This is a genomic window from Vibrio sp. RE88 (assembly GCF_013113835.1).
In the GTDB taxonomy this organism is placed as follows: domain Bacteria; phylum Pseudomonadota; class Gammaproteobacteria; order Enterobacterales; family Vibrionaceae; genus Vibrio.
The window spans coordinates 595579-619263 of sequence record NZ_VTYQ01000001.1; the positions used below are offsets into that span (position 1 = coordinate 595579).

At 45.2% G+C, this 23685-nt stretch carries 17 protein-coding genes; 8 read left to right on the forward strand and 9 right to left on the reverse strand.

Annotated features, from left to right (window positions below; genetic code table 11):
- Positions 1–10 precede the first annotated feature (10 nt).
- From F0265_RS02820 to F0265_RS02830, 3 genes are all read right to left on the reverse strand, one after another.
- Complete coding sequence (locus tag F0265_RS02820) at positions 11–568, reverse strand: hypothetical protein (RefSeq protein WP_171747667.1); 558 nt, start codon at positions 566–568, stop codon at positions 11–13.
- 222 nt (positions 569–790) lie between these two features.
- The gene (locus tag F0265_RS02825; protein ID WP_171747668.1) at positions 791–3304 is read right to left on the reverse strand and encodes a hybrid sensor histidine kinase/response regulator; all 2514 of its coding nucleotides are present in this window, start codon (positions 3302–3304) and stop codon (positions 791–793) included.
- A 1-nt stretch (position 3305) separates the two neighbouring features.
- On the reverse strand, positions 3306–4493 hold the full coding sequence (locus F0265_RS02830; RefSeq protein ID WP_171747669.1) for an acyl-homoserine-lactone synthase: 1188 nt from the start codon (positions 4491–4493) through the stop codon (positions 3306–3308).
- A gap of 419 nt (positions 4494–4912) precedes the next feature.
- On the opposite strand from F0265_RS02830, the gene F0265_RS02835 reads away from it, so the two are divergent.
- From F0265_RS02835 to F0265_RS02855, 5 genes are all read left to right on the forward strand, one after another.
- Positions 4913–5800: an ABC transporter six-transmembrane domain-containing protein gene (locus tag F0265_RS02835; RefSeq protein ID WP_171747670.1), complete on the forward strand. Its 888-nt coding sequence runs from the start codon at positions 4913–4915 to the stop codon at positions 5798–5800.
- Positions 5790–6932: an efflux RND transporter periplasmic adaptor subunit gene (locus F0265_RS02840; RefSeq protein ID WP_171747671.1), complete on the forward strand. Its 1143-nt coding sequence runs from the start codon at positions 5790–5792 to the stop codon at positions 6930–6932. Before F0265_RS02835 ends, F0265_RS02840 begins: the two co-directional genes overlap by 11 nt.
- Positions 6929–10018, forward strand: coding sequence for an efflux RND transporter permease subunit (locus F0265_RS02845; RefSeq protein WP_171747672.1), 3090 nt, complete (start codon positions 6929–6931; stop codon positions 10016–10018). Before F0265_RS02840 ends, F0265_RS02845 begins: the two co-directional genes overlap by 4 nt.
- A 71-nt stretch (positions 10019–10089) precedes the next feature.
- Entirely contained in the window at positions 10090–10989 is a 900-nt protein-coding gene (locus tag F0265_RS02850; protein ID WP_171747802.1) for an AraC family transcriptional regulator, read from the forward strand.
- A 293-nt stretch (positions 10990–11282) separates the two neighbouring features.
- The gene (locus tag F0265_RS02855; protein ID WP_171747673.1) at positions 11283–12656 is read left to right on the forward strand and encodes a YjiH family protein; all 1374 of its coding nucleotides are present in this window, start codon (positions 11283–11285) and stop codon (positions 12654–12656) included.
- Between the two features lie 69 nt (positions 12657–12725).
- Here the strand turns inward: F0265_RS02855 and F0265_RS02860 are convergent, their stop codons facing one another.
- Entirely contained in the window at positions 12726–13685 is a 960-nt protein-coding gene (locus tag F0265_RS02860; protein ID WP_171747674.1) for a nitrilase family protein, read from the reverse strand.
- 94 nt (positions 13686–13779) lie between these two features.
- Between F0265_RS02860 and F0265_RS02865 the strand changes: the two genes are divergently transcribed.
- The gene (locus tag F0265_RS02865) at positions 13780–14643 is read left to right on the forward strand and encodes a LysR family transcriptional regulator (RefSeq protein WP_171747675.1); all 864 of its coding nucleotides are present in this window, start codon (positions 13780–13782) and stop codon (positions 14641–14643) included.
- Here the strand turns inward: F0265_RS02865 and F0265_RS02870 are convergent, their stop codons facing one another.
- The 5 genes from F0265_RS02870 to F0265_RS02890 form a co-directional block, all read right to left on the reverse strand.
- Positions 14644–15675, reverse strand: coding sequence for a hybrid-cluster NAD(P)-dependent oxidoreductase (locus F0265_RS02870; protein ID WP_171747676.1), 1032 nt, complete (start codon positions 15673–15675; stop codon positions 14644–14646). It lies immediately after the preceding gene.
- 61 nt (positions 15676–15736) lie between these two features.
- Positions 15737–17398 (reverse strand): hydroxylamine reductase, encoded by a 1662-nt coding sequence (gene hcp, locus F0265_RS02875; RefSeq protein WP_152472566.1) that lies wholly within the window; start codon positions 17396–17398, stop codon positions 15737–15739.
- Positions 17399–17766: 368 nt separating this feature from the next.
- Positions 17767–19614, reverse strand: a complete 1848-nt coding sequence (locus F0265_RS02880) for a M3 family metallopeptidase (protein WP_171747677.1) — start codon at positions 19612–19614, stop codon at positions 17767–17769.
- A 94-nt stretch (positions 19615–19708) separates the two neighbouring features.
- A complete protein-coding gene (locus F0265_RS02885; protein WP_095571019.1) occupies positions 19709–20824 on the reverse strand; it encodes a GGDEF domain-containing protein in 1116 nt (371 codons plus the stop codon).
- A 94-nt stretch (positions 20825–20918) separates the two neighbouring features.
- Positions 20919–21824, reverse strand: coding sequence for a LysR family transcriptional regulator (locus F0265_RS02890; RefSeq protein WP_171747678.1), 906 nt, complete (start codon positions 21822–21824; stop codon positions 20919–20921).
- 146 nt (positions 21825–21970) lie between these two features.
- On the opposite strand from F0265_RS02890, the gene F0265_RS02895 reads away from it, so the two are divergent.
- Complete coding sequence (locus F0265_RS02895; protein WP_171747679.1) at positions 21971–23137, forward strand: MFS transporter; 1167 nt, start codon at positions 21971–21973, stop codon at positions 23135–23137.
- Positions 23134–23616, forward strand: coding sequence for a hypothetical protein (locus F0265_RS02900; RefSeq protein WP_171747680.1), 483 nt, complete (start codon positions 23134–23136; stop codon positions 23614–23616). Before F0265_RS02895 ends, F0265_RS02900 begins: the two co-directional genes overlap by 4 nt.
- Positions 23617–23685: the final 69 nt, after the last annotated feature.

Here is a 23685-nt window from a genome sequence, read left to right on the forward strand (position 1 = left end):
CTGTGCCTCTTTATTTATAGTAGACAGACAACTGGCTGGATTCCGGTTGTCCTTGTGAATTGAGGTAGTGGATCTCCACTAAAGCATCGACCGACTTTTGAAAATTAATTCGTCCCCAAGCATCAATGAGTTCCGATTCTGAATGCTTACCTCTATTCATCAGCAGCTCCGCCTGTTCAATGGCAGGGAGTGCGACTAAGTCGCTCGCCAATGGGCTCTTTTCAGTTGGGTAGCCTATGGTGACTTGAGCTTCAGTAAAGTCGCTGTTGAGCTCTTGATACAAGACTATGATTCTGTCCAAATTGTCTGGGAGTTTATCGGACTCAACCAGCTTGCGATCGAACTCTCGCCACAGCGAAGGTAAGGACTCAAGAGAGATTGTTTTGGTCACTCCACGTAAGTATTGCTGCGACGTACCGCCTCGTTTAACGTCACGAGAAACATTGCTGGATTCATTGTTAATCTTCGCTTGCGGCGTGCTGTCAGCCATCGCAGGCTGAAGCACAACCAGCCCCCAAACAGAGCCAGTAATCACGGCAGTAGTCAGTATTGAAGCGAACAGTTTCATTTCATCTCCGTCCCATATTTACTGTTGTGTTAAATATGGCGAGAAGAATAAGTGCGAAGGGGTTAACAAAAGGTTACTGACTAAAACAGCAATCTGAAAGGGATTGAAATCAATTGAAAAGTAAACGCTTGGTCTTTACTTGCTTTCACGTAAACTCTTCAATTGCTTTTAGTGCTGATACCAAACTCTCATGAGTTGGCGAAGCGTATGTGCCATATTAGATTAAGTTACGGCTTCGAACCTGTCTGCCAAAGCATGCCTCAGAGCGGGTAGTGTAGTAGGCTTATCTAAACGTCCATCCATTAGATTGTGAATCTTCTCCAGTTCTATGTCTCCAGTTTCACCGGACAAGGCGATGATAGGGGTTTTAGGAGAAAGCTGTTTGATTTTCTGACTGGCATCAAATCCGTTCATCACTGGCATTTGAATGTCCATTAAAACAAGGTCTACTTGGGTTGTTTTGAATACTTCGATTGCATTTTTGCCGTTGCTGGCTTGTATACTGTTGATTCCAAGCTGATTTAGGTACATTTGTGCAAGGGAACGCTGAACTTTTTGATCGTCGACGATAAGTACGGTTGGTGCATCGTTGTTAATATCGATGTTCGTCTCATGTGATTGTTCGGGGCTGAGTTGGCCCTTGGGATTGTTTGCTAGGTCAGGTGTATCGAATGCGTCTAAGGTTGGAGCATTTGGTACGATAGGGAAGTATAGATGGAATTCCGTAAACTCGCCTAGCTTGGAACGGCACTCAATTTTGCCTCCAAATGAACGCATTACACGCTGACAATAGCCCAGACCTAGGCCACTTCCACCGCTTTTTTGGTACGAGAAAAAATCATCGAAGATCTTACTTGAAACAGACTCGTCGATCCCTGGTCCTGTATCTCGGAAAACAAGGACATTTCCATACAATTCTGTATGGGTACTGATCTCAATACGGCTATTTGGATATTCTTCAAAATAGTAGACGGCATTGCGGATCAGATTAAAGATGACGAAATTGAAAAGCGTTTCATTTACTTTGATTACAAAATCAGTGTTCTCTGGAAGTCGAACTCTCTCCATGAGCACACTATTTTCAAATCCATACTGATCTACGGCATGTTTAACCGCTGTGTGGATGGACGTAAATGTCGTTGAATCATGCTCTGTGACAGAGCTATTGACTTCCCGAAGAATAAGGTCAATCAGCTGGCGACCCCGCAGTATCGCTTGTAGGCTATCCTCTATATCAAGCTGGGTCTGTTCTATAGGCCCATTTTTATAGATACGTTGCTTTAGTGCTTCTAGTTTCAACTGCACTTGTGCGAGAGGGTTACGCATCTCGTGAGCGATAGAGTGGGCTAATACCCGATTTTGATTAATTTTCTGATCGGCTTCAATAGAGCTTTGTATACGACTTAAAAGTATTTTCAGTGCAGAAATCTCTTCACTGGAGAAAAGCTGCTTATTGATTTTATGCGATGAAATTAAGAGGTGTGTTATTGACTGGCATTGATCAGATAGAGGCATGACCAAAGCGATATTATTGGAACTCATTTCATCGTATAAAGCTTTTACCGAGCTCTTTAAGTTGCGTGGATTATCAGTGACCTCAGACAGTTCATCAAACAACAATATAGAGTCGTTGGATGATAAGAAACCTTTATAACTAGAATCAGCATCATCTCTAGTAACCAGTCGTAGCTCGTCATTAGGGATATTGAGTAAGTTACTTAAACGCTCCATCGCGTCATCGATTGATAACTTAAAATCCTCTTCTAATGCGAGAATTTGTTGTACTAGTGTGTTTTTGTTGCCATAGATGATAAGAGAGACATAGCGGCTGATTTGTTTGTAAAGCACATGCCAAGTCATACCGATAAATGCAATGGCAGGGATGAGTAACAAAGCGTTTTTATTAGTGAATGGAGAGAATACATAACTGAGGAAAATGGCTAAAATACCGCTAACCAGAAGAGCACTGGTTATTGTATATATAAGATATTTAAAGCTGTAAAAGCGAGTTGTTAATAGGGCATAACCGAAGAGTAGAGTTTCACTAATGGATAATACGGGAGGCAACCATGTTAGAGAAAAATCGCCAAAGAAATAGGTAATTCCAAGGTGTATGATTACGGTAGATATCATAAAGATTAGAATACCAGCAATCATATAGTTATTTTTGGCCTGAGCTATTTTACCAATATTGGTTCGCATTACCATGAGGTTTAATAATGTCAGAAGAACAAAAAGAACTAAGATTATAAAGAAGTAGAAGGTATGCGGACCAAAAACTAATACAAACTGGCTTGGTCCATCAATCTCTATATTTTCAACAGTTAGCCCCGGTTGTGCATTAATATATATGGCATATATAGAAGAAACAATGAACGTGGTTTTTTGCCATAGTGGTACTTTGGATTTTTTCTTATCTGCAGCTAATTGGCAAGATAAATAATAGGCGAAGGCAAAAGCAAAAAAAGAAGCTAGGTTTGCCAATTTAGCCATAAAAATACCAGAATCATGGCCTAGATAAGGAAGAAGGTCAGTATGAAAATAAAAATTACAACCTATCCAAGAAATGATACATAGAGAATATGCAATATAAGAGGCATGATATGAGCCAATAATTTTTTCTTTTGCTTTAATTCTAAAGCAATAATAGATAATCCATAACAGTACTGCTGCTATTACAATAATTAGGGTTATAGCCTTAGGGTAAAGTATAACTATTGAATCTAAATCAGACATATCATTCATTTAAGGAACACAGTTGTTTTTGTGAAAAAACGGCTCGTTTATATTCTCGGAATTTGGTGTTGTTTAGTGCTTCTGCCATCTTCTCAAAATTCCAGAAACCACGGTAAGTGATTTTATGGTCATCATTTATATCACAATAACCCGCATGGAAGTACGCATTTTCACCAATTGATTGATAATAATTTAGCATAAAAACTTGCTCTATTACTGTAAACCCAAACTTATATCCGTTTTGGTGCATTAAGCTCATTAGCTTTTTCTGTGCTAAGTAAAGGAAGTAGAGCTTCTGCTGGGTACTTCCATTGACTGCTAACCGTAAAACTTCACATACTTGCTCTGGTTTTGAGAGCGCCAGCTTAAAATGATGATCAAACTCTGAAAGAGAGTAACAACGAGGGAATACAGGGGCATCAAACAACTGGTGATGAGAAAACTCATAGTATGCTTGATCTGGTAAGCAGAATTTCCATTTGTTATTGGTAAACTGCGGGGTATAACTTAGCCAACTAGTTTGGTGTGTCCAATCTTGTACGAGCGCAGAAGCGACTAATGTAGGGTACGGCTCAGTAGGGCTATTTTTATACAGAATAAAGTGCTTTCCTTGTTGTGAAAGGGAAAGTAGAGGGAGCATTTCATACCATTTTTCATCTTGTATAAACTGCTCTAGATTACTGAGAGTAATAGCATCTTTTAATGACATAATGTTGTCATGGCCTGGCATTTTTACGATGAGTCCTGAATCCTCAATCTTGTCAACTAGCATGCAAACATAATCGTCATCCTCGAAGGATAGTTTGTCTTCTGAATCTATTTTATTGAAAGTAGGAGAGTTTCTCTTTATTGCTTCAATTTCACATTGGCACCAAAAGTCTAACCAGTGAGAGTAATAGCATGAAGCCTGATATTCTAAATTACGTATATTCTCAGGAAGTGTACTTGGATACTGTTTTATGAAATCATGATAGTCAATTAATTCAAATAGTGTTGAAAGGCTCCCTAATCTATATTTAGGATACAGTGCGACTAACTGTTTTTTACGAAAGTTAGTAACACTCAGAAAAAGTTCCTCTCTTTGTTTTTTGTTGAAATGACAAAGAACAAGGTCAATCAGAGCTTGCTTCTTTTCTTTAATGGTCAAATTTTTACTCAACAGAAGATCCAGATGAAAATCAAGGCTCATGATATACCTTATTAGGAGTGTGAATAATTTTTCTTATTTTATAAATTTCAAATATATCATGTAGCTTTGCTTGTTGCCATGCTCAGAAAAGCGACTTGAACAGCATTTTTGTCGATAGTTTTAACTTTATTGTACGCCATATTTTTTGAGTAAGTTAACGTATGCGCGAAAGTATAATGTAAAAGAAGTTAATTCTATGCTTGCTCTCCGCATTTTACAGTTTCTTTTTTACGTGTAAAGGAGTCAAATATGCGGCCTCAGGTGATTAATATAATGATACTGATATCATTAAAATAATGAATATTAGTGATGTCAGATACATAACGCTAAAAAGGTTACTGACTAAAACAGCAATCTGGGACACTTTTTCTGGTTAAGAATTGGTAATACTGGCGCCACATTCATTTGTGGGGTCAATAATGCTGTTCAATCAACCCATCACACTTCGGTCCGTTATCCGGCTGAGTCCCATTAAAGTCATGTTTACTTGGCTGATGGTTCTGGCTGAGAACGTATTTATGATTTTGCTGCCGCTGTTTATCGGCTTTGCTATTGATGGCGTACTTAAGCAAAATCTGCAGCCGTTGTTTATGTTTGCCGCGATCTTATTTGTACTGGTGGTGATCAGCGTTGCACGCCGCTTTTACGATACTCGCGTTTATGGCGGAATCCGAGTGCGGTTGTCCAATTTGGTTGAGCGTAATTTGCGCGGTCAATCGGTATCAGTCAAAGATGCCCGACTGTCCATGTCCCGCGAGCTGGTAGATTTTCTAGAAGAAGATTTACCATCGCTGATTACTGCCGTTGTGCAGTTGGTCGCTACCGTTGTCATTCTTGCCACTTTTCATATCAAACTTGCATTATGCGTATTGATCGCAGGGCTGAGTATGATGCTGATTTATGCTCTGTTCCATCAAACCTTTACGCGACTTAACGGCGCGTTAAACGATCAGTTAGAGCAACAGGTTCGTGTGCTCAGCGGTCAGCCTTTTTCGGCGATTAGAACGCACTTCGAACGCTTGAAACGCTGTGAAATCAAACTGTCCGATACCGAAGCGCTGGTGTATGGGCTGATCTTTATTGTCTTATTTGCCGCTGTCCTAACCAACCTTTGGATGGTCAGCATTCTTACTGATCCTACTGTGGGTCAGGTTTTTTCCATCGTAACTTACTCACTGGAATTCGTGGAAACAGCAGTGATGCTGCCTATCACACTGCAAACCTTGTCGCGTCTGATGGAGATCAGCCAACGACTAAATCAAACCCCCGCTCAATTGGCTGTAGAGGAGAAGCCTTATGAAATTTAAAAAGACTCTTGCAATATTAGCTGGCTGCGGGGCAATTTTCGCGGCATTGGTGGTTGTGGATGTTTTAGAGCCTCAGCCAGTTGTGATTGAGCAAAAAGCACTGAGCAAAACCCCCGTTTCGGTACTGCAAGTGACGCCGGAAGATCACGATTCCAATTTGACTTTGCTGGCAACCACCACCGCGCGTTGGCCGATCCAGCTTAAGGCTTCAAGCAGCGCTCAATTAGCGTGGTTGAACCCCGATATCGAACCGGGTGTATTGGTGAAAAAAGGTACCTTGTTGGCGAAGCTCAACACCAGCGCTTTAGAGTCTAACTTGGCTCAGGCGAATAGCAGCGTTAGGCAGGCAGAATTAAACCTAAAACAGGCACAGCACGAACAAACGGTCGCGTTAAAAATGTTATCACCGACCAAAAGCTCACCGTTTGCTCGCCGTGAGCCACAGGTGTTGGCAGCCAAGGCAGAGTTGGCGCAGGCAAAACAGGCTTACACCAGTGCAGCAAAGTTGCTTGAGGAAGCGAGTATTGCAGCGCCGTTTGATGCTGTGATCATGCGTCGTAACATCAGCCCTGGTGAATGGTTGGAAGCCGGGCAGGTGACTTTTGAACTCGCCGCTAGTGACTCACTGGATATCGAGCTGCCTGTTTCGGAACTTCACTGGCAGCAGGTGCAATCCGCGTTGAGTCAACCGGAGATTACAATTGTGAATCGAGATGGCAGCGAGTGGCAGGCACAGGTTCGATATGTCTCGCCGCAGGCTGATCCAACCACACGTCAGCGACAAGTGGTTTTGTCTGTTCGCGAACCTTATCAAGGAATGACTCGTTTACTGCCCAATCAACAGGTGAAAGTCATCGTTAGTCTTGGCTTACGGCCTGAAATTGTGACCTTGCCACTCAGTGCGATCACACGAGATGGATACGTCTGGACACTTGATGAGCAGAACCGATTGCAGAAAGAGTGGATTACGCAAATAGGACAAGCGCGTAATCAGGTTTATGCCCGCTTTGATCAGGACAGCGCTAAGGCACGTCAGGTGGTGGTGTACCCACTGCTGTCGATGCTATCGGGGAAGCAAGTCGCTCCTCAAGCTGCGCAGATATTGGTCGCGAAGCAGGAGGGTAATCAATGAGCTGGCTGACTAAGTGGTTTATCAACAACCCAGTAGGGGCGAATCTGTTGATGCTCGCGATCATCGCCAGTGGTGTTATGGCGTTTGGTCAACTCCGTGTGGAGTCCTTTCCGCAGATTGCGCCGTCATCGGTTGTGATCAATGTTGCCTACCCGGGAGGTACAGCTAAACAGATTGATGAGAGTGTTACGCAGCGAATTGAAGAGTCCATCAGTGCTATCTCTGGTATTAAACAGGTGACTAGCCAGTCTAGCGCAGGAATGTCGAGCGTTGTTGTACGCAAAACCAGCAGCGCCGACCTCAACAAGCTGCTGGATGATGTACGTAACCGAGTGAATGCGATCAATGGTTTTCCTGCTCAAGCTGAAAAGCCTCAGGTGGTTAGAAATGAATTTACTAACTTGGCCGCCTTTGTTGTCGTTTCGGGGCCACGCAGCGATGAGCAGCTTCAACTCATCGCAAGACAGGTCGAGCAAGCGCTAAAAAGTAATCCCAAGATTTCTAAAGTATCCAACTGGGGAAGTCGCGAACCACAACTTATCATTGAGCCAGATCCAGCGCAGCTCAAGAAACTGGGTTTGAGTCTGGAAGATTTAGCCAGCACCATCGGACAGATGTCGTTAGAGTCTCGCACGGGTGAGTTGATCAGTGATAAAGGGCGCATGGTTATCCGTGGTGATGGCTATGCGGATGATGTGCAGAAACTACGTCGTTTGGCGATCGTCTCTCGTCCATCCGGTACCGTCTATTTAGGTGACATCGCTAGGTTGAGTCGTGGCTATGAGCGCAGTGGCTCCATTGTGCGTAATAATAGCATCAATGCTATCGCTCTGCTGATCAGCACCAGCCAGACCGACAACCTGCTCAAAGTTAGTGATGCAATTAAGGATACCTTGGCGGAGCAACGCAAAATCCTGCCTTCAGACATTGAGCTGAATACCATGGCAGATATGGCGCCCTATATTGAAGAGCAACTGTTCAGGCTCGGTGATAATGCGTGGCAAGGCCTTTTGATTGTTGTGGTGCTACTGGGCATTTTTCTTGAGCTGAAACTGGCATTTTGGGTGGCCGTGGGTATACCAGTCGCTATCGCAGGTACCTTAGGAGCGATGCAACTGGCTAACTACAGCATCAATGACATCACGTTGTTTGGCTTTATTCTGGTATTGGGGATTCTAGTCGATGATGCCGTTGTCGTAGGCGAGGCCATTCACGAGCAACGAGGTAAACATGCGAGTGGGCGCAAAGCGGCGTGGCACGGCGTACACTCGGTTTCTGTTGCAACGGTATTTGGTGTTTTGACTACTATTGCGGCATTTTCGCCAATGCTTTGGATTAACAACGATTTTGCCAAGATTCTGGCAGGGTTCTCCGCTGTGGTGATATTTGCGCTGATCTTCTCTCTGATTGAAAGTAAGTTCATTCTGCCATCGCACCTAGCACAGTTGTCCGTGAGTAAAAAATCTAATGGCATTTTCTCTCGCATTCAATCTGTGGCTCAAGGTGGTTTGGAGTGGTTCAATTTCAGAGTGTACAAGCCTACCTTGGAAAAGGTGTTGGATTACAAACTGGCATCACTGCTGGGCTTTGTCGCCGCGATCGCACTGGCGTATGGCATGTGGTCGACTGGGACGATTCGAAGTGCCATTTTCCCTGAAATTCCCGGTCGATACGTTACCGCGAAAGTTGAGCTAGAAGACGGTGCCCCTTTGCCGTTACAAAAGAAAGCCTTAGATCAAATCGAACAGGCGATGATCAACGTCGAAGACGAGCTGATGCAAGACTACCCGTTGAGCCTGCCACCCGTGGTAAACCTGCTTGCGTGGTCGGATGGTTATGGAGAGGTGGAAGTGACCGCCGAGCTAACCAGTGAAGCCCTGAGCCTCTTGCCGGGTAATTTACTGACCGATAGTTGGCGTACTCATACTGGGAGCATTGAAGGAGCGTATTCAGTTCAGTTTAGTGCGGCTGAAGCGCCTGCTGGTGGAACATTCATCTCGATATCATCCAGTGACCGTGAACTTGCTAAGCGCGTCAGTAGTCAATTGGAGGACAAACTGGCTGCTTTGCCTGGAGTGGCGGATATTTATGATGATGGTAAAAGCGGCCAGCCTCAGGTGCGGCTAGTGTTGAATGAATACGGTCAACAGCTCGGACTGACGCAGGACAAGTTGGCGCGATTGGCGGGTGAGGCATTTGGTGAGCGAGAAATTCACCGCTTGTTGGAACAAGGCCAAGAAACCAAGGTGTTGTTGCAGTATCCTCGTTCAGAGCGTAAAACCCTCGCTCAGCTTGAGCAGACGATGGTGTTGCTGTCTGAAGGAAAGAGTGTCTTACTCGGTGATATTGCTGAATTTCGTCATGAACAGGAGCCTCAGATACTCTACCGACGTAATCGTGAGCAAGTAGTAAACCTCTATTGGAAGCAAAACCGAGACGTTCAGGCGCCTGAGCAGACAATGGCTCAGCTTAGCTCTGAGATCAAAACGCTGCATCAGCAGTATCCAGGAGTTCGGATCAAAGCAGGCGGCGAATTTGAAGAGATTGGTGAAGTCTCTGACGGCTTCCGCTCAGCGATGATTTTGACCATTCTGCTGATTTACATCTTGTTGGCGGTTCCGCTGAAGTCTTACTGGCAGCCGTTCATCATCATGGCAGTGATTCCATTTGGTTTTGCTGGTGCTATCTTCGGTCACTACTTGATGGATCTGCCAATCAGTTTGCTGTCTATGTTTGGCATGATGGCAATGACGGGCATAGTGATCAATGACTCATTGGTACTGATCACGCGCTTTAACGCTGAGTATCGCAGCGGTGTGCCGCTTAAACAGGCTTTAGTGACGGCTGGTACCAGTCGATTGAGGGCGATCTTCCTTACGACTATTACGACGGTATGTGGTTTGCTGCCGCTACTCAGTGAGACCGCAGAGCAAGCGCAGTACTTAAAACCTGCAGCGGTTTCATTGGTGTTTGGTGAGCTTTTTGCCACGGCGGTAACCCTGCTCCTGATCCCAATACTGCTGGGGATGACCAGTCGTAAAGCGCCAAAGCCTGTCGAAGATGAATTGGCATTAGAGGGAGCCTAATGCTGAGCGTGATTGATTTTATCCGGTTGACGGGCGATAGTGATCCTGTCGCCCCAGTGAGGCCCGTATCTATGTCACAACAAGAGAAACCTGCATTTAAACTGGTGCCCGAAATTGCGTTATTAGAGCCACTACCAGAGCATCTTAGAAAGCGATTTGCTCACGCATTGAAGTTGATGCATGACGAACTGGCAGAACACAGATCGTGGGAGCAAATAGCTACTGAGAGCGCAATATCGCCTTATCATTTCCATCGTCAGTTTAGCGAATTGTTTCATGAGACGCCGGGGCAGTATCTTAGCCGATTACGGCTGCAAGTCGCGGTGAATCTGCTGCTCAATGATGAACCTTGGAGTGTGATGGAGATTGCTCACTACTGTGGTTTCTCTTCTTCACAAGCCTTAGGCAAGGCTTTAAAGAGGGAGCTTGGAGTGACGGCGAAACAAATTCGCAAAATGGGTTATGAGTCCACACCGCGAGAGACTGCTGATTTTATCGCTAAGCTTGCTCATCCCGGTGCTCAGCAGTCGATTGAGACAGAGCTGGCCAAGTCTATGCCGACTGAGTTGATTTGGTACCCTCAGCGAGGTATGAAAAAGATCGCTCTGGAAGATCCTGACTGGGATTCAGTGATCGAAATCTATGGCAAAAAAACTGTCAATCTACTCGGCGCAACGCCGATTGACCAACTTGAAAAAGTATGGGACCAAATTGAGACATTTATTGGTGATTGGCAAGTCGACGAAGCTCTCTACGATTTTGTGATTCCTGAAGGGTACTACCTGTGCGCTGAGGTGTATCTGATTTCTGATGTTGCTTACAGTGCGGCTTTAGAAGCGCTGTTTGAGATTGTACACGAGCAGAAGTTGGAAATTGATGGCAGTGCTTTTTTGATTGAAATGGTTCGTGATATTGAGTTGACCTTAACAGGAGGGGCAACGTTTTCATTTCAGATACCTATTATCCGCTAACTCTATTCATCGGGCCTACTCGAATCACTTTGCTTATGGGTGGTGCATAAATAGTCATATTTATGCACGATATAAAAGGAAGTGGTTAAAGAGTCTGTGGTTATTGTTAAAGTACGTGCGTACAAAATGCCACCAGTTTGCTTAGCTCTATAACGTATTGATTTATATTATTATGCGTTTTTAGTGAATTATTTTTCATTATTTGCTTGAGTGTGAAATCTTTGTCGTTATAATTGCGGCAAAGAGAACTTATTCACTAATTGTGAAAATATAATCATCTAGGGAGCAGTCAGATGAGTGATACACTTTTAGCCGAAGAGAACCACAAAAACAGTCGCAACATATTGATGTTCGCAATTCCGTCTTTGTTGGGTCTTTTCTTTTTCCTTGCACCGTTAACCATAGATGGCAACTTCACCTTTCCGCTAGCGCTGATGGCGAAAGGCGTCAAAGCTATCCTTGGGGATGCTATTTTACCAACCGTCACCGCTGTGATTTGCTTCTCTGCGGTCGCTTCTATTCTTGCCAGTCTCATCAAGCCAACTTTTGTGACTCAATCTGCATTGATGACAAGGCTGTTTGTTCTGACGCCAGTTTGGCTAGTCGTTCGAGTTTTAGGTGCGGTGTTCACTCTTATGGCATTGCATCAGATCGGGCCTGAAGTTATTTGGAACGGTAACACGGGTGGGCTGGTTCTTAATGACCTTCTGCCTTCTTTACTGGTGACTTTCTTCCTGGCTGGTTTGCTGCTACCACTGTTACTCAACTTTGGTTTGCTTGAGTTGCTGGGTACTGTTCTGAGCCGTTTTATGCGCCCAGTTTTCCGTTTGCCAGGTCGTGCTGCGATTGACTGTATGTCTTCTTGGCTAGGTGATGGCACCGTTGGGGTGATTCTGACCAGTAAACAATATGAAGACAAAAAATACACTGCGCGTGAAGCAGCGGTTGTCGCGACTATGTTTTCTCCGGTTGGGATTTCTTTCTCTCTGGTGGTATTAACTCAGGTTGGCTTAGAGAATTTCTTTGTCCCGTTCTACTTCTCTATCTGTTTGTCTGGTGTGATTGCCGCGATGGTGATTCAGTACCTGCCACCGTTATCGTATAAGAAAGACCTGTACATTGATGGTACTAAGCCTAATCGTAATGATGAATTGGTGCCTGCGGGTCAGTCGGTTATGGGCTTTGGCTTGAAGTTGGCACTGCACAGAGCAAGCAAAGTGAAAAGCCTTGGGGCGGTTGCTAAAGAAGGTGTGCACAACGCACTGGACATGGTAATCAGCGTGCTGCCTGTGGTTATGGCAATCGGTACTTTAGGTCTGGTTGTCGCTGAAACGACGCCATTATTCTCATTACTGGGTGCACCGTTCATTCCACTGCTAGACGCGTTGAATGTTCCGGAAGCGGCTGCGGCGGCAGAAACTATGCTTGTTGGTTTTGCTGATATGTACGTACCTTCGATCATCGCAGCATCGACGATTAATGCTGATCTGACCAAGTTTGTTGTGGCAGCGTTGTCTGTAACTCAGCTGATTTTCATGTCAGAGACTGGTTCTGTAATTCTAAGCAGTAAAGTCCCTGTGAACTTTTTGGAGTTGGTAGCCATCTTCCTGCTAAGAACGCTAGTTACGCTGCCAATCATTGTATTGGTCGCACATTGGATCTTCTGATACGTTGATTGACATTGCTTGATGAATTAGCCCGCTAAGTCTGACTTAGCGGGCTAACTTGTATATGGGCTATTTATCATCAAAGCGGGCATGGTACGGATCCAGCTCATGCCCAAGAGGTTGGGTCAGATCGGTGTATAAGTCCGGTCGTCGTCCACGAATCCAGCGTCGACCAGTACACATTTCCAGCTCTGTTGGGTCGAGTTCCGCTATCACCATATCGTCTTCGACACTGTCCGTTTCAGTGATGATCTCGCCATAAGGGTTAAGAATCATCGCATTGCCAGTACGCACTTCATCAACATCGACGCCAACGCCATTGCTGAATATTAGGAAAAGGCCATTATCGTGAGCACGGGCAGGTAGCCAGCGCATCAACCACTCTCGGCCTTTTCTGCCTTGCATCTCCGATTTGATCGCCTGCGGGTTGGAATCTCTGTTGTGCCATAGTTGAGGATCAATGAGCCCCATAGCGTTCGGGCTTCTCGAATGGCAGCCGCCTGTCTGGTGGGGGGCTAACAACAAGTCAGCGCCTTTAAGAGCCGTGATGCGAACATTCTCAACCAGATTGTTATCCCAGCAAATCAAAATACCCACTCGCCAGCCGTGAGGCGTGTCGACTACGGTGTATTCGTTGCCACTGCTCATGTATTGGCTAACAAAAGTATGCAATTTACGATGTTTAGTGATTTGACCATCTGACATGGCGAGAACAAAGGTGTTGTACAAATTGCCGTCGGCATCAATTTCAATCAAGCCAGCGCCAATGGTGATTCCCGTTTCTCGTGATAGCGCCAGCAAAGCCTGACTGGATGGACCGTTAGGTACAGCTTCTGCCTGCGCTTCAATCTCATGAGGTTCCTGTGTGTTGAGGTGCCAGTAGCCGCTGATGCACATTTCTGGAAAGGTAATAAGTTCTACGCCCTGAGTTTGAGCCTCATAAACAAACTTTTTGATTGTCGACAAATTGTACGCTTTGTCTCCGGCGTGATGGTTAAATTGAACCGATGCCACTTTCAGCTTCTTCATTGTGATCTCTCCAGTTAAGTAACTGACATCGAGTTTAGATATCTTTATCAATTCCATATAATGAAAGATATTCGACATTCAATGAGTAACTGGAATGGATTTGGAGCACCTGAAAGCTTTCTGTGTATTGGCAGAGAGCAAGAACTACCGCTTGGCATCGGAGCGTCTGTTCATCACCCAGTCAGCGCTAACGAAAAAGATTCAGCGCTTGGAAGAGAAGACGGCTGCTCGTCTGTTTGAACGAGGCAGGCATGGTGCAGTACTGAGTGCCGCGGGGCAGACCCTGTTGCCTGAAGCTAAACAACTGGTCGAACGGTTCGAGCAGTTTCACCGATTGTCTGAGCGCGTTTCTCAGGGCGTAGCTGGGCACCTCAACATTGGCTTTGGTATTTCGACGTATCATCAGGCACCGCACTGGGTGGCACAATTTAAACAACGTTATCCCGATGTCAGCATGGCACTCAATGACATTCCTTCTCAAACTCAGTTGGAGAAATTGAATAGCGGTGAATTGGATTTGAGCTTCAATCGAATACCTGATGAAAACAGATACGATGCAGTAGCGCTCTATTCTGATCAGTTGGTGGTGGCTGTCCACGAGAGTGAGCACTTGGATGAAGGCAATCTCTGGTATTCGTTGCGAAACATGCATTACCTCAAATTGGCCTCCAATCGTGGCCCTGGGCTCAATCTTCAGATTGACTGTTATCTGATGAGTCAGCACCAAAATTTAGTCGCGGAGCAAGAAGCAGACGATATTTTAACTTTGTTGGCGTTAGTGTCTGCGCGGCTTGGATTCACCATTATGCCGAAAAGTGCTCAGCAAATTCATAGCCCTAGCGTACGTTACATCCCCTTGGATGGTGAGTATGCCAGTTGGCAGGTTGGGTTGATTTGGCAGCGAGACAATAGCAATCCACTGGTGTCTCGCTTTATTGATCTGGTTAAATCGCGCTGATTAACACAACTCAACTTCGACGTCGGACTGAATTTGGCTCGAACACGCTAAGGTATAACCATTGGCGAGATCTTCTTCAGTCAGCGTTTCTGTGCTGGTGCGGCTGACTTCGCCCTTAGTCACTTTACATTTGCAGGAGCCACACATGCCGCTGCGACAGGCGATAATAATTGGCACCCCGTTTTCTTCCAGCACGTCAGCTAAGGTAGCGCCTTGGCTGATTTCTTTTGATACGCCAAACGCTGGCACTTCGAACTGAACAACATCATCTGACGAGCTTTCATTATGAGCTTCGATAGGGGTAAAACTTTCCTGATGGAATTGCGCCGCCTCAACGCCCAGTGCCAATGCGTTGCTCTCCATATCCTGCATAAACAGAGTTGGTCCGCAGAGATAAACTGTGCGTTGGTTAAGGTCTGGGCAGAGTTTGGCTAACCACTCTCTGTCGAGCCTTCCTTGCGGGTGGCGTGTGCCTGTATTGTCTTTAAGCAGTAACTTTAGGTGGAAATTTGGGTATTGCGCATCCATGGACTCCATCTCATCAAAGTAGATAGTCTGAGCAGCGCTTTTCGCCATGTTAATAAAGGTTATCTCGACGTCTGCTTTGGTTTTCAGCCAATGTTTTGCCATCGACATGACAGGTGTGATGCCACAACCTGCACTGAGCAAAGCCACTTTATGCTTCGGTGGACAATCGATACTGTTGAATGGTCCAGTCGGCGCCAGTGCCAAGACGCTGTCTCCGGAATTGAAGTGGTCGATGATGTAGTTGGATACCAAGCCATTCTCGACTCGTTTGACGGTCAATTTAAGATGCGACTCCCCCGGTAACGAAGAAATAGAATACGCGCGGTATTCCACCTTGCCGTCGAACTCAAAACCTAACGAAATAAACTGACCCGGTTTGAAATCAAATCCATTTGGTAGGGGAGTATCAGAGGTCAGAGTCAAGCTGACGGTATCTGAAGTTTCCTGCCATTTATCAACACAACGAAGTCGGGCGGGTTGGTTGTTTTGCCATTCGCGAATCATAATTCCTCACAAGTAAAAGAGCCCAGCCAAACAAACCGACTGGGCTATCAAAAGGCAGGGATTAAGCTGCTAGGATAGTTTTCAGATCGTCTTCAACATTGCCGATACTGCGCATGTCGAATTTATCCTGAATGATTTGGATGAGGTTATCGGTCAGGAATGCAGGTGCGGTTGGGCCTGTGTAAATGCCTTTTACACCTAGTGCGAACAGAGTGAGCAAAATTACGATGGCTTTCTGCTCAAACCAAGACAGCACGAGTGTTAGCGGCAGTTCGTTGATGTCGCAGTCAAACTCTTTCGACAATGCTAGGGCAAGCTGAATGGCTGAATAGGCGTCATTACACTGACCAACGTCCAGTAAGCGTGGGATACCGTTGATGTCGCCAAACTGGTTTTTGTTGAAGCGGAACTTACCACAGGCCAGTGTCAGGATAAGAGTATCTTCAGGCGCGCTGGCGGTGAAATCGGTGTAGTAGCTACGTTCTGCTTTGTCACCGTCACAACCACCAACTAAGAAGAAGTGCTTAATGTTACCTTCTTTGACCTGCTCAACCACTGCTGGGGCTGCACTCATCAACGCATTGCGACCAAAGCCTACGGTGATCATGTGTTCAATTTCATCGTGTTGGAAACCGTCTTGCGCCAGTGCACACTCAATCACCTGACTAAAATCATCACCTTCAATGTGTGCAACACCCGGCCAGCCAACGATGCTACGCGTGAATAAACGATCTGAGTACTGGCCCATGTTCGGGTTCAACAGACAGTTAGACGTCATGACAATCGCGCCAGGGAAGTTAGCAAATTCTTTCTGCTGGTTTTGCCATGCGCTGCCGTAGTTGCCGACCAGGTGCGGGTATTTTTTCAGTTCAGGGTATCCGTGCGCAGGGAGCATTTCACCGTTGGTGTAAACGTTGATTCCGGTTCCTTCGGTTTGCTGGAGAATTTTCTCTAGGTCATGCAGGTCATGCCCCGAAACCAAAATACATTTGCCTTTAACTGGTTTAACGTTGACCTGAGTTGGCTCTGGGTGGCCGAAAGTAGTGGTTTCACCAAGGTCTAGCATTTCCATAACTTTGTAGTTCATCAGACCAATACGCATTGAACATTCAAGCAAAGCGTTAAGATCTTCTGGATCAGTGCCTAACCACGCCATGATTTCATGATACTCAGCGTAAATATCGTTATTGGTTTGCTCCAAGACGCGTGCGTGTTCCATGTAAGCGGCAGCACCTTTCAGGCCGTAAAGGCACAGCAGACGTAGACCAATCACATCTTCACTGATCTCCTGATAGCCACGGTTGACCGCAACCTGAGGAGCAAATTCGAGGATCGCTTCAGCACTCGCTGGTAACTCGAAATTAGCGACTTTAGGTGCGGGCTCAAGTTCAACGTCAGCCAGTTTTGCCGCAGCGAGTGTCTGCTCTTTAAGTCGGGATTTAAACTGCGCAGCCTGTGCAGCGAGTTCAAGAATACGTTCAGGGTCGAAATTCACATTGGTTAAGGTCGAGAAGAAGGCTTTTGGCGCCCATTGGTTAACTTCGTCATCAATAATGTCAAAGCGACGAGCTTGTTCTGCCCAGTACGAAACACCTTCAAGGGTATAGACCAGTACATCTTGTAGATCCGAAACTTCAGATGTTTTGCCACACATGCCTTGGGCGAAAGAACAACCTTTAACAGTTGGGGTTTGAATAGTCTGTTCACATTGAATACAGAACATTGCGCTTCTCCAGTAATAGTCTTTATGCGGTCACGCCGCTTGGATTTGTTTAGCGCTATAATTGCAGAGAGCGTGCCACTATTTAACTTGTTGATATTTGGTAATTTTTTGTATTTCTGGATATGAGGTTGATGTCTAAATGACAGCGCTATTGATGTGAAAATCACATCTGCAATGAGGTCGAATTGAGAAGAAAATTTTAATACGGTCAGCAAAAAGTATGAATTTTGAGCTGAGGATAAGCGAGTAAAACAGAAAGTTAGATGATGATTATCGTGAAGGGATGAGCTGGAATGCACGATGTGCTTTTAACATCAACTCCATTGATTGGGAGATGAGCCAGACCTGAATCTGGCTCATAGAGAAGATTAACAGCCGTACGTTTTTGCTATGTAGTCTTCAAACTGCTTACACATCAGCTCATCGGAGGTAGCGTTGTCAGCTAAGCGATCAGCACCATCAACAATATTGATCTTTGCATTCAACGGTGCGGCATCGGTTCGTTCACGGGAGTTTAAATCAGTAATCTTTTGTTTCTGAATTTCCCACGCTTGATCGGCGGTGAGGCTACATGCCTCGGCAAGGTATTTGGCATTGAAGCCTTCACCCGTCAGACTCTTGATAGTGTCATTGTGAGATAAGTGATTGCCTGCACGCCAATAATGCTCTGCCAGCAAAGGGCCAATTTCAGGGTTGTCAGTCAGGTACCCAAACCTGTTGAGGAAGTAAGCACGTGTCTGATAGACGGCCATGTTGGCAAGCAAGTAACCATGGTAAGCACAAGATGCTTCATCAGAAAGCAAATGAGGAATCGCCATCAATGGGCGAGGGCTGCATTCTAGTCCCAGAATCTGCTTTTCACACTGACGAGCCAAAGCTGTAATGTGTTCTGCCGTCAGTTCCTCGTCGCTTAGCTGATACAAGGCTCGCTCAAAGTAAGGCACCACCAATATGCTGCGTTCCTGATACGCTTTAAACGGCTGGCTGCTATTGATCATCGATTGAATGAGCTCGTCTGGAACTGGATTTCCATTCGCATCCAAAGCGTATTGTTTCAGCCAGTCAGCATCATTCAGGAGGCTGTCACAGAACATGGATTGAGTTTCGGCATAAGCCATGGACGTCGGTGCAAACTCCTGAGAAAAACAAGGTGAGTTCATCTTGACGTTGGCAAAGTGGGCGGCATGCCCCCCTTCATGGAAAAGGGTGTTGATGCCATCATAACCGCTGCCAATCTGATCGGGTTTTGCGTTACTGGTGAAATTGACCTTGGCTGCTATCCATCGCCCGTCGTCATAAAACGAAGGTATCGGGCCGTGGCAAAAACCGTTTTGGTATTTACCTTGACGATCCAGCAAGTCCAGAGTGAGTTCTGCACCAGAGTAATCAATGTTCAGCCGACCGAAAGATTCTACCCAGCGCCTAAGTGATTTGGAAAACGGAACGTATGGATCCAACTCACGCATCGAATCGCCAGAAAAAGAGTAATTGAAGTTGTAACCTGTGAGCGCATTTTGGCCTTTCTCACTGGCGAGTTTATCTAAGCTGGTGAGATTAACTTGCCTGGTCCGCTGCTCGAAATCATCCAGAATGGCAAACAACTCAGTGGTGGTCATTTTTTCGTTTTTCAGTACTGAGTAATCGAAGAAATTGTCGTACCCCAACGAGCGAGCAAACTGGTTACGCAGTTTGACTAAATCGATAAAGCCATTGCCAAGTAGCCATTGCTCAAGATCTAACAATGTTTGATGTGCTGACTGGCGCACGGCTTCATTCTCGTTTGCCATTATGGTTGAGCGTAGTGCTGGTAAAGAGGCGTCAACTTGTTCTCCTTCTTCGTTGACGTAAACCAGTGCATGATTTTGTTTTTTCTCAAATAGTTCCGTTTCAAATGCTATCAGTTCTGTCTTGAGTGCCTGAGCTTTATCTCCTTCGATAGCGTGTGAGCGGAAAGTGGCTAGCCAGCCTTCAAGCCCTATCTGAGTTTGTTTACGCTCTTCTAAGTCGGCTATTTCATTGAGCGTGCTGAGCTGTTGTTCGATGTCAGAAATCTGATCGGCATTACTCAGGAAGTGAGTCCATGCGGTTTGCGCAGTGGCAAAACGATCATGTTCGTTGCTGATCCCCATGTAGGTGTCCCAGAACAAATCTTCTTTGGTACGATGAACGTCTAGGTAACGCTGGTTAAGATCTTTGAGGTATTGAGTTGCAGTCATTTCAGTCCATAAAATGGTGGTGTGAAGCACTATTATGGCATGATTTATATAATGAAATTAGTTACATACGTGGCGTTTTTGAGATTCCTTCAACTTAGGCACTGTTTTGTTCTTTACCAGAGACACACTTAAGCCGTTTGTCGCTAGTACTTTGTACGTTTTTCGCTTTGTTGATGTACATATCTTTGTCCGCTCTAGCCAGTGTATCCTGGCAAGAGAGGTAATTTTTCGGGCCAGATTGCGCAACGCCAATACTCAGTGAAAGATCGGTTCGAATTGAAGCAAGGTTTTCTAGAAGTCGTGGAATGTAATTTTTGTTGGCGTCACTTTTAGCGCAGCTAGGCATCACGACGACAAATTCATCACCGCCAACTCTAAAGCACAGGTCTACGCTTCTTGAAACGCTCCTTATGCAGTCCGACACTATCACTAGAACGGCATCGCCTTCTTCGTGTCCATGTTGATCGTTGAAGGATTTAAATTTATCGACATCGATGTAGACGATGGATATTGGAAGGTTATTTTTTTGCGCTTCGGTGAATAGCTTATTGGTAAATTCGTCAAATGCTCGTTTATTGTACAAACTAGTTAAAGGATCCAAACGGGTCATTTTTTCCAACTTCTTGGTTCGTTCCTGAACCATAGACTCTAGATCATTAACGTATTGGTATGACTTGTTTCTCTCAATTTCAATTTCATTCATCATGCTCTTAATGTAAGTATCGAACACATAAGAGACGTCAAAGTCTATAAGTCTGTCGATGATATCAGATAGAAATCTGGCGTAATCAGGATCCTGAATATTGTTGTTAATAGTGGAGATTAGCCGACTTTTTAGATAGTTAACTGCAGATATGTAAAGTTTAGGGTCGACTCCGATTCGTTTATGAACCAAACCAATCCTTAATCTATGTTCGACGTAATCCAGATCTATCTCTTTGGTAAACAGGTCAATGATGTATTGCCTCAGGGCTGACATCAGTCGTTTCAAGGTACCAGCATCACCAATTAAGTTTTCAACGTCAGGTGTGCGGGTCTGATGTTGATAAAACTCATCGACGATGACATCTAATTGGCGGCTGATGATACTCTTAATCGTGCGAACTTCATCCAGATCACTGGGTGTTAATCGAAATAGATGAAGCCTATGCTTAAGCTCTGACTCCGATATTTTTTGCTGCTCAACAAGCGATTTGTCTGTTATTCTCATTTTTTTAACCCTAGCCAGATTCGCCAAATCCTAATTAGTATAAAGCAACATTTAGATGTTTGTGGCTAATACAGATTGCGCATGAACTTATAGTTTATCCGCCAACGTACTGTGCGGTGATTTCCTCCATAAAGTTGAGCATGGCTTTTAAACGAGGGGAGTGGGTGGTTTTGCTAGCGTAAACGGCTGAAATATTCACATGCGGTAAAACGTTAAGATCATTGGCGATTTGCACTAGCTTGCCGTCACGACATAATTGACGACAGTAAATGTCAGGCAGCAGGGAAACGCCACTACCAGATGCGACCATATCTCGTACCAGAAGAACATCATCCAGTTGGTTGGCATGTTTAAATTCTATGGTTTGTTTACTGCCATCAGTCATTGTTGAGTACAGCATCGACTGGTTATTCTCCTGATCGTGATAAAAACTGACGTGCTGTTGCAAAGTCTCCAACGTAGCCGATTGGAGCTCGGGATTCGCCAGCAAGTATTCAGGTGTGCAGAACCAGAGTAACTTCACAACAGTGAGCCTTTTGGCATAAAAACCAGAAGGGGCTAAATCACCGAGCTGAATCGCGAGATCAAGTTTGTCTTCCAGTAAGTGAGCACGGTGCGACATGCTGCGAATAGATAGCTGTATATCGGGGTAACGTTCGGTGAAGGCCTTAAGGTTAGGTGACAATATTTCCCGAGAAAAGGCGAACGTAGTGGCGATGCGGAGCGTGCCACACAGAGTTTGCGATGGGACTTGTTCTTTGATTGCGGAGAGGTTTTGCATCAGCGGCTTAAGTTGATTGTATAGCTGTTCGCCGTCTGAGGTTAGGTTAAGATGCCGGCTGTTTCTCTCAAGCAGTTTAATACTCAACGACTCTTCCAATCTGGCTACGGCGCGGCTGACACTGGATTTTTGAATGCCAAGCCTTTTCGCTGCTTTTGAGACGCTGCCAGTTTCTGTGACGGCAATAAATATCGGAAGATCGTTTAGGTTCCAGTCCATGCTATCTGTCTTTTCTCTCAGTTTGATTCTTTAATAACACATTGAAACCTATATCCAAAGCAACGCTGTGTTGCTTATTTTGCTCTATTTAGCTTGAGTGAAAACTCCTAACCTTTGGCCTGTGTCAGTTCTACCTAAGGCCAATAATGAAAACCTCATCAGTTCCTAACTTAACCCGAGCCTGTTTACTACTTGGTAGCAGTTTACTCGTTATGGCCAATGCCGCTATTGCGCCATCTTTGACTGAACTAAACCATGTGTTTGATGACCCGTTCTGCGTTTCACTGTTAATGACGCTTCCCGCCGTCGCGGTCATTGGTTTTGCGCCATTTGTGAGTCGTATGATTAACCACTTGGGCGAGAAGAAAAGCTTATTGTTAGGGCTTGGGTTTTATGGAGTAGCGGGTAGCAGCGGCCTGTGGCTGGATTCATTAGCAGCGCTGCTTGTCGGAAGAGTCCTTTTTGGGGCAAGTATCGTCATCTGTATGACGGTGATTAACCAGCTGATTAGCGACTACTTTTCAGGTCACGAAAGAGTGCATTTCATCTCTCAACAGGCCATTGCGGTCAACCTCGGAGGGATTGCGTTTGTCGTTGCTAGCGGTTGGTTAGCTTCCTTGCATTGGCGACTGCCTTTTACTATTTACCTGATTGCTTTGCTGACACTTGCACTGTCGTTAAAAGGCATTCCCCCAAGTGAAAAAGTGCGTACACAATTTCGGCCTAAACTAGGCTGGTTGGGCTTTAGGTCGGTCTTGCCGTTTTATCTACTCGGGTGTGTGGGTATGTTGTCATACTACCTAGTATTGCTTGGCTTACCTTATCTATTGAAAACGTCTCAAGGTTTCAACAGCTCTGAAACGGGGTTGGCGATGGGGGCGATGAGTTTGTTATCAGCCTTCGTAGCGTATTTTTTTAGACATGGCGTCATCAACTATGGTGAGAAACTTGTCATGGCACTGTGCTTTATGTGTTTCACCACTGCATTTCTAGCACTGTCGCAAACACAATATGATTGGCGCGCGTACATAGTATTAGTCAGCACAGGTATTGGGTTTGGATTATTGTTGCCAGTGCTCACTCACCTGGTTATTCATACGAGCACACCAGCGCTGAGAATATCCGTGCTGAGCGGTTTTGTGATGTTCTATTTTCTGGGCCAGGCGTTGAGCGCCTTCGTGCTCGATTTGCAAAACATGTTTGGTACAGAGCGTTTTTTCCTATTGCTGGCCAGTTTAATTGGTGTGGTAAGCCTATTGTGCTTCAAGTTCGTCCCTGACCTCAGAGACACGGTTGTGGAGGAAGTGGCATGAATTTCCGCGTGATTGACTCAACAGTAGTGCCTCAAGCAATGAAAGGCTTGGGCTCACTGACACAGGTTTTGCGTTCTGCGAGTGAAGATTTCCAGATTCAACCGTTACGTGTGGTCCGTCAAAGCCCGATTTACACACGGGAAGTGATACTTTGTGATGGCGTTTTGCCTTTGGTTTGGGCTAAATCAACTTTGTTTTCTAATCATGAAAAGACAGTCGCTGCGTATTGCGGCTTAGAAGGTCAATCACTGGGAGAGCAATTGCTTTTCTCCTATCATTCAGTCTCGCGTAGCCCTTATCAGTTTATTGAGTGTTCACCTTTTACAATCGACAAATCTGAGCAGAGTGGCTTCATGCAGAACCAAGGTCGAATCTCCAAGTTTACATGGCAAGAGCATGACTCGACTCTGGTTTTGGTCGAAGTGTTCCATCATCAGGCACTCAAAATGATCAATACAACTCAGTCGTTGGAAGATTGAAATTTCAACAACGTGGTTGAAATATGTGCTTGCAGTGAGTTTTGAAAATTGTTACTACTTAAATATGAA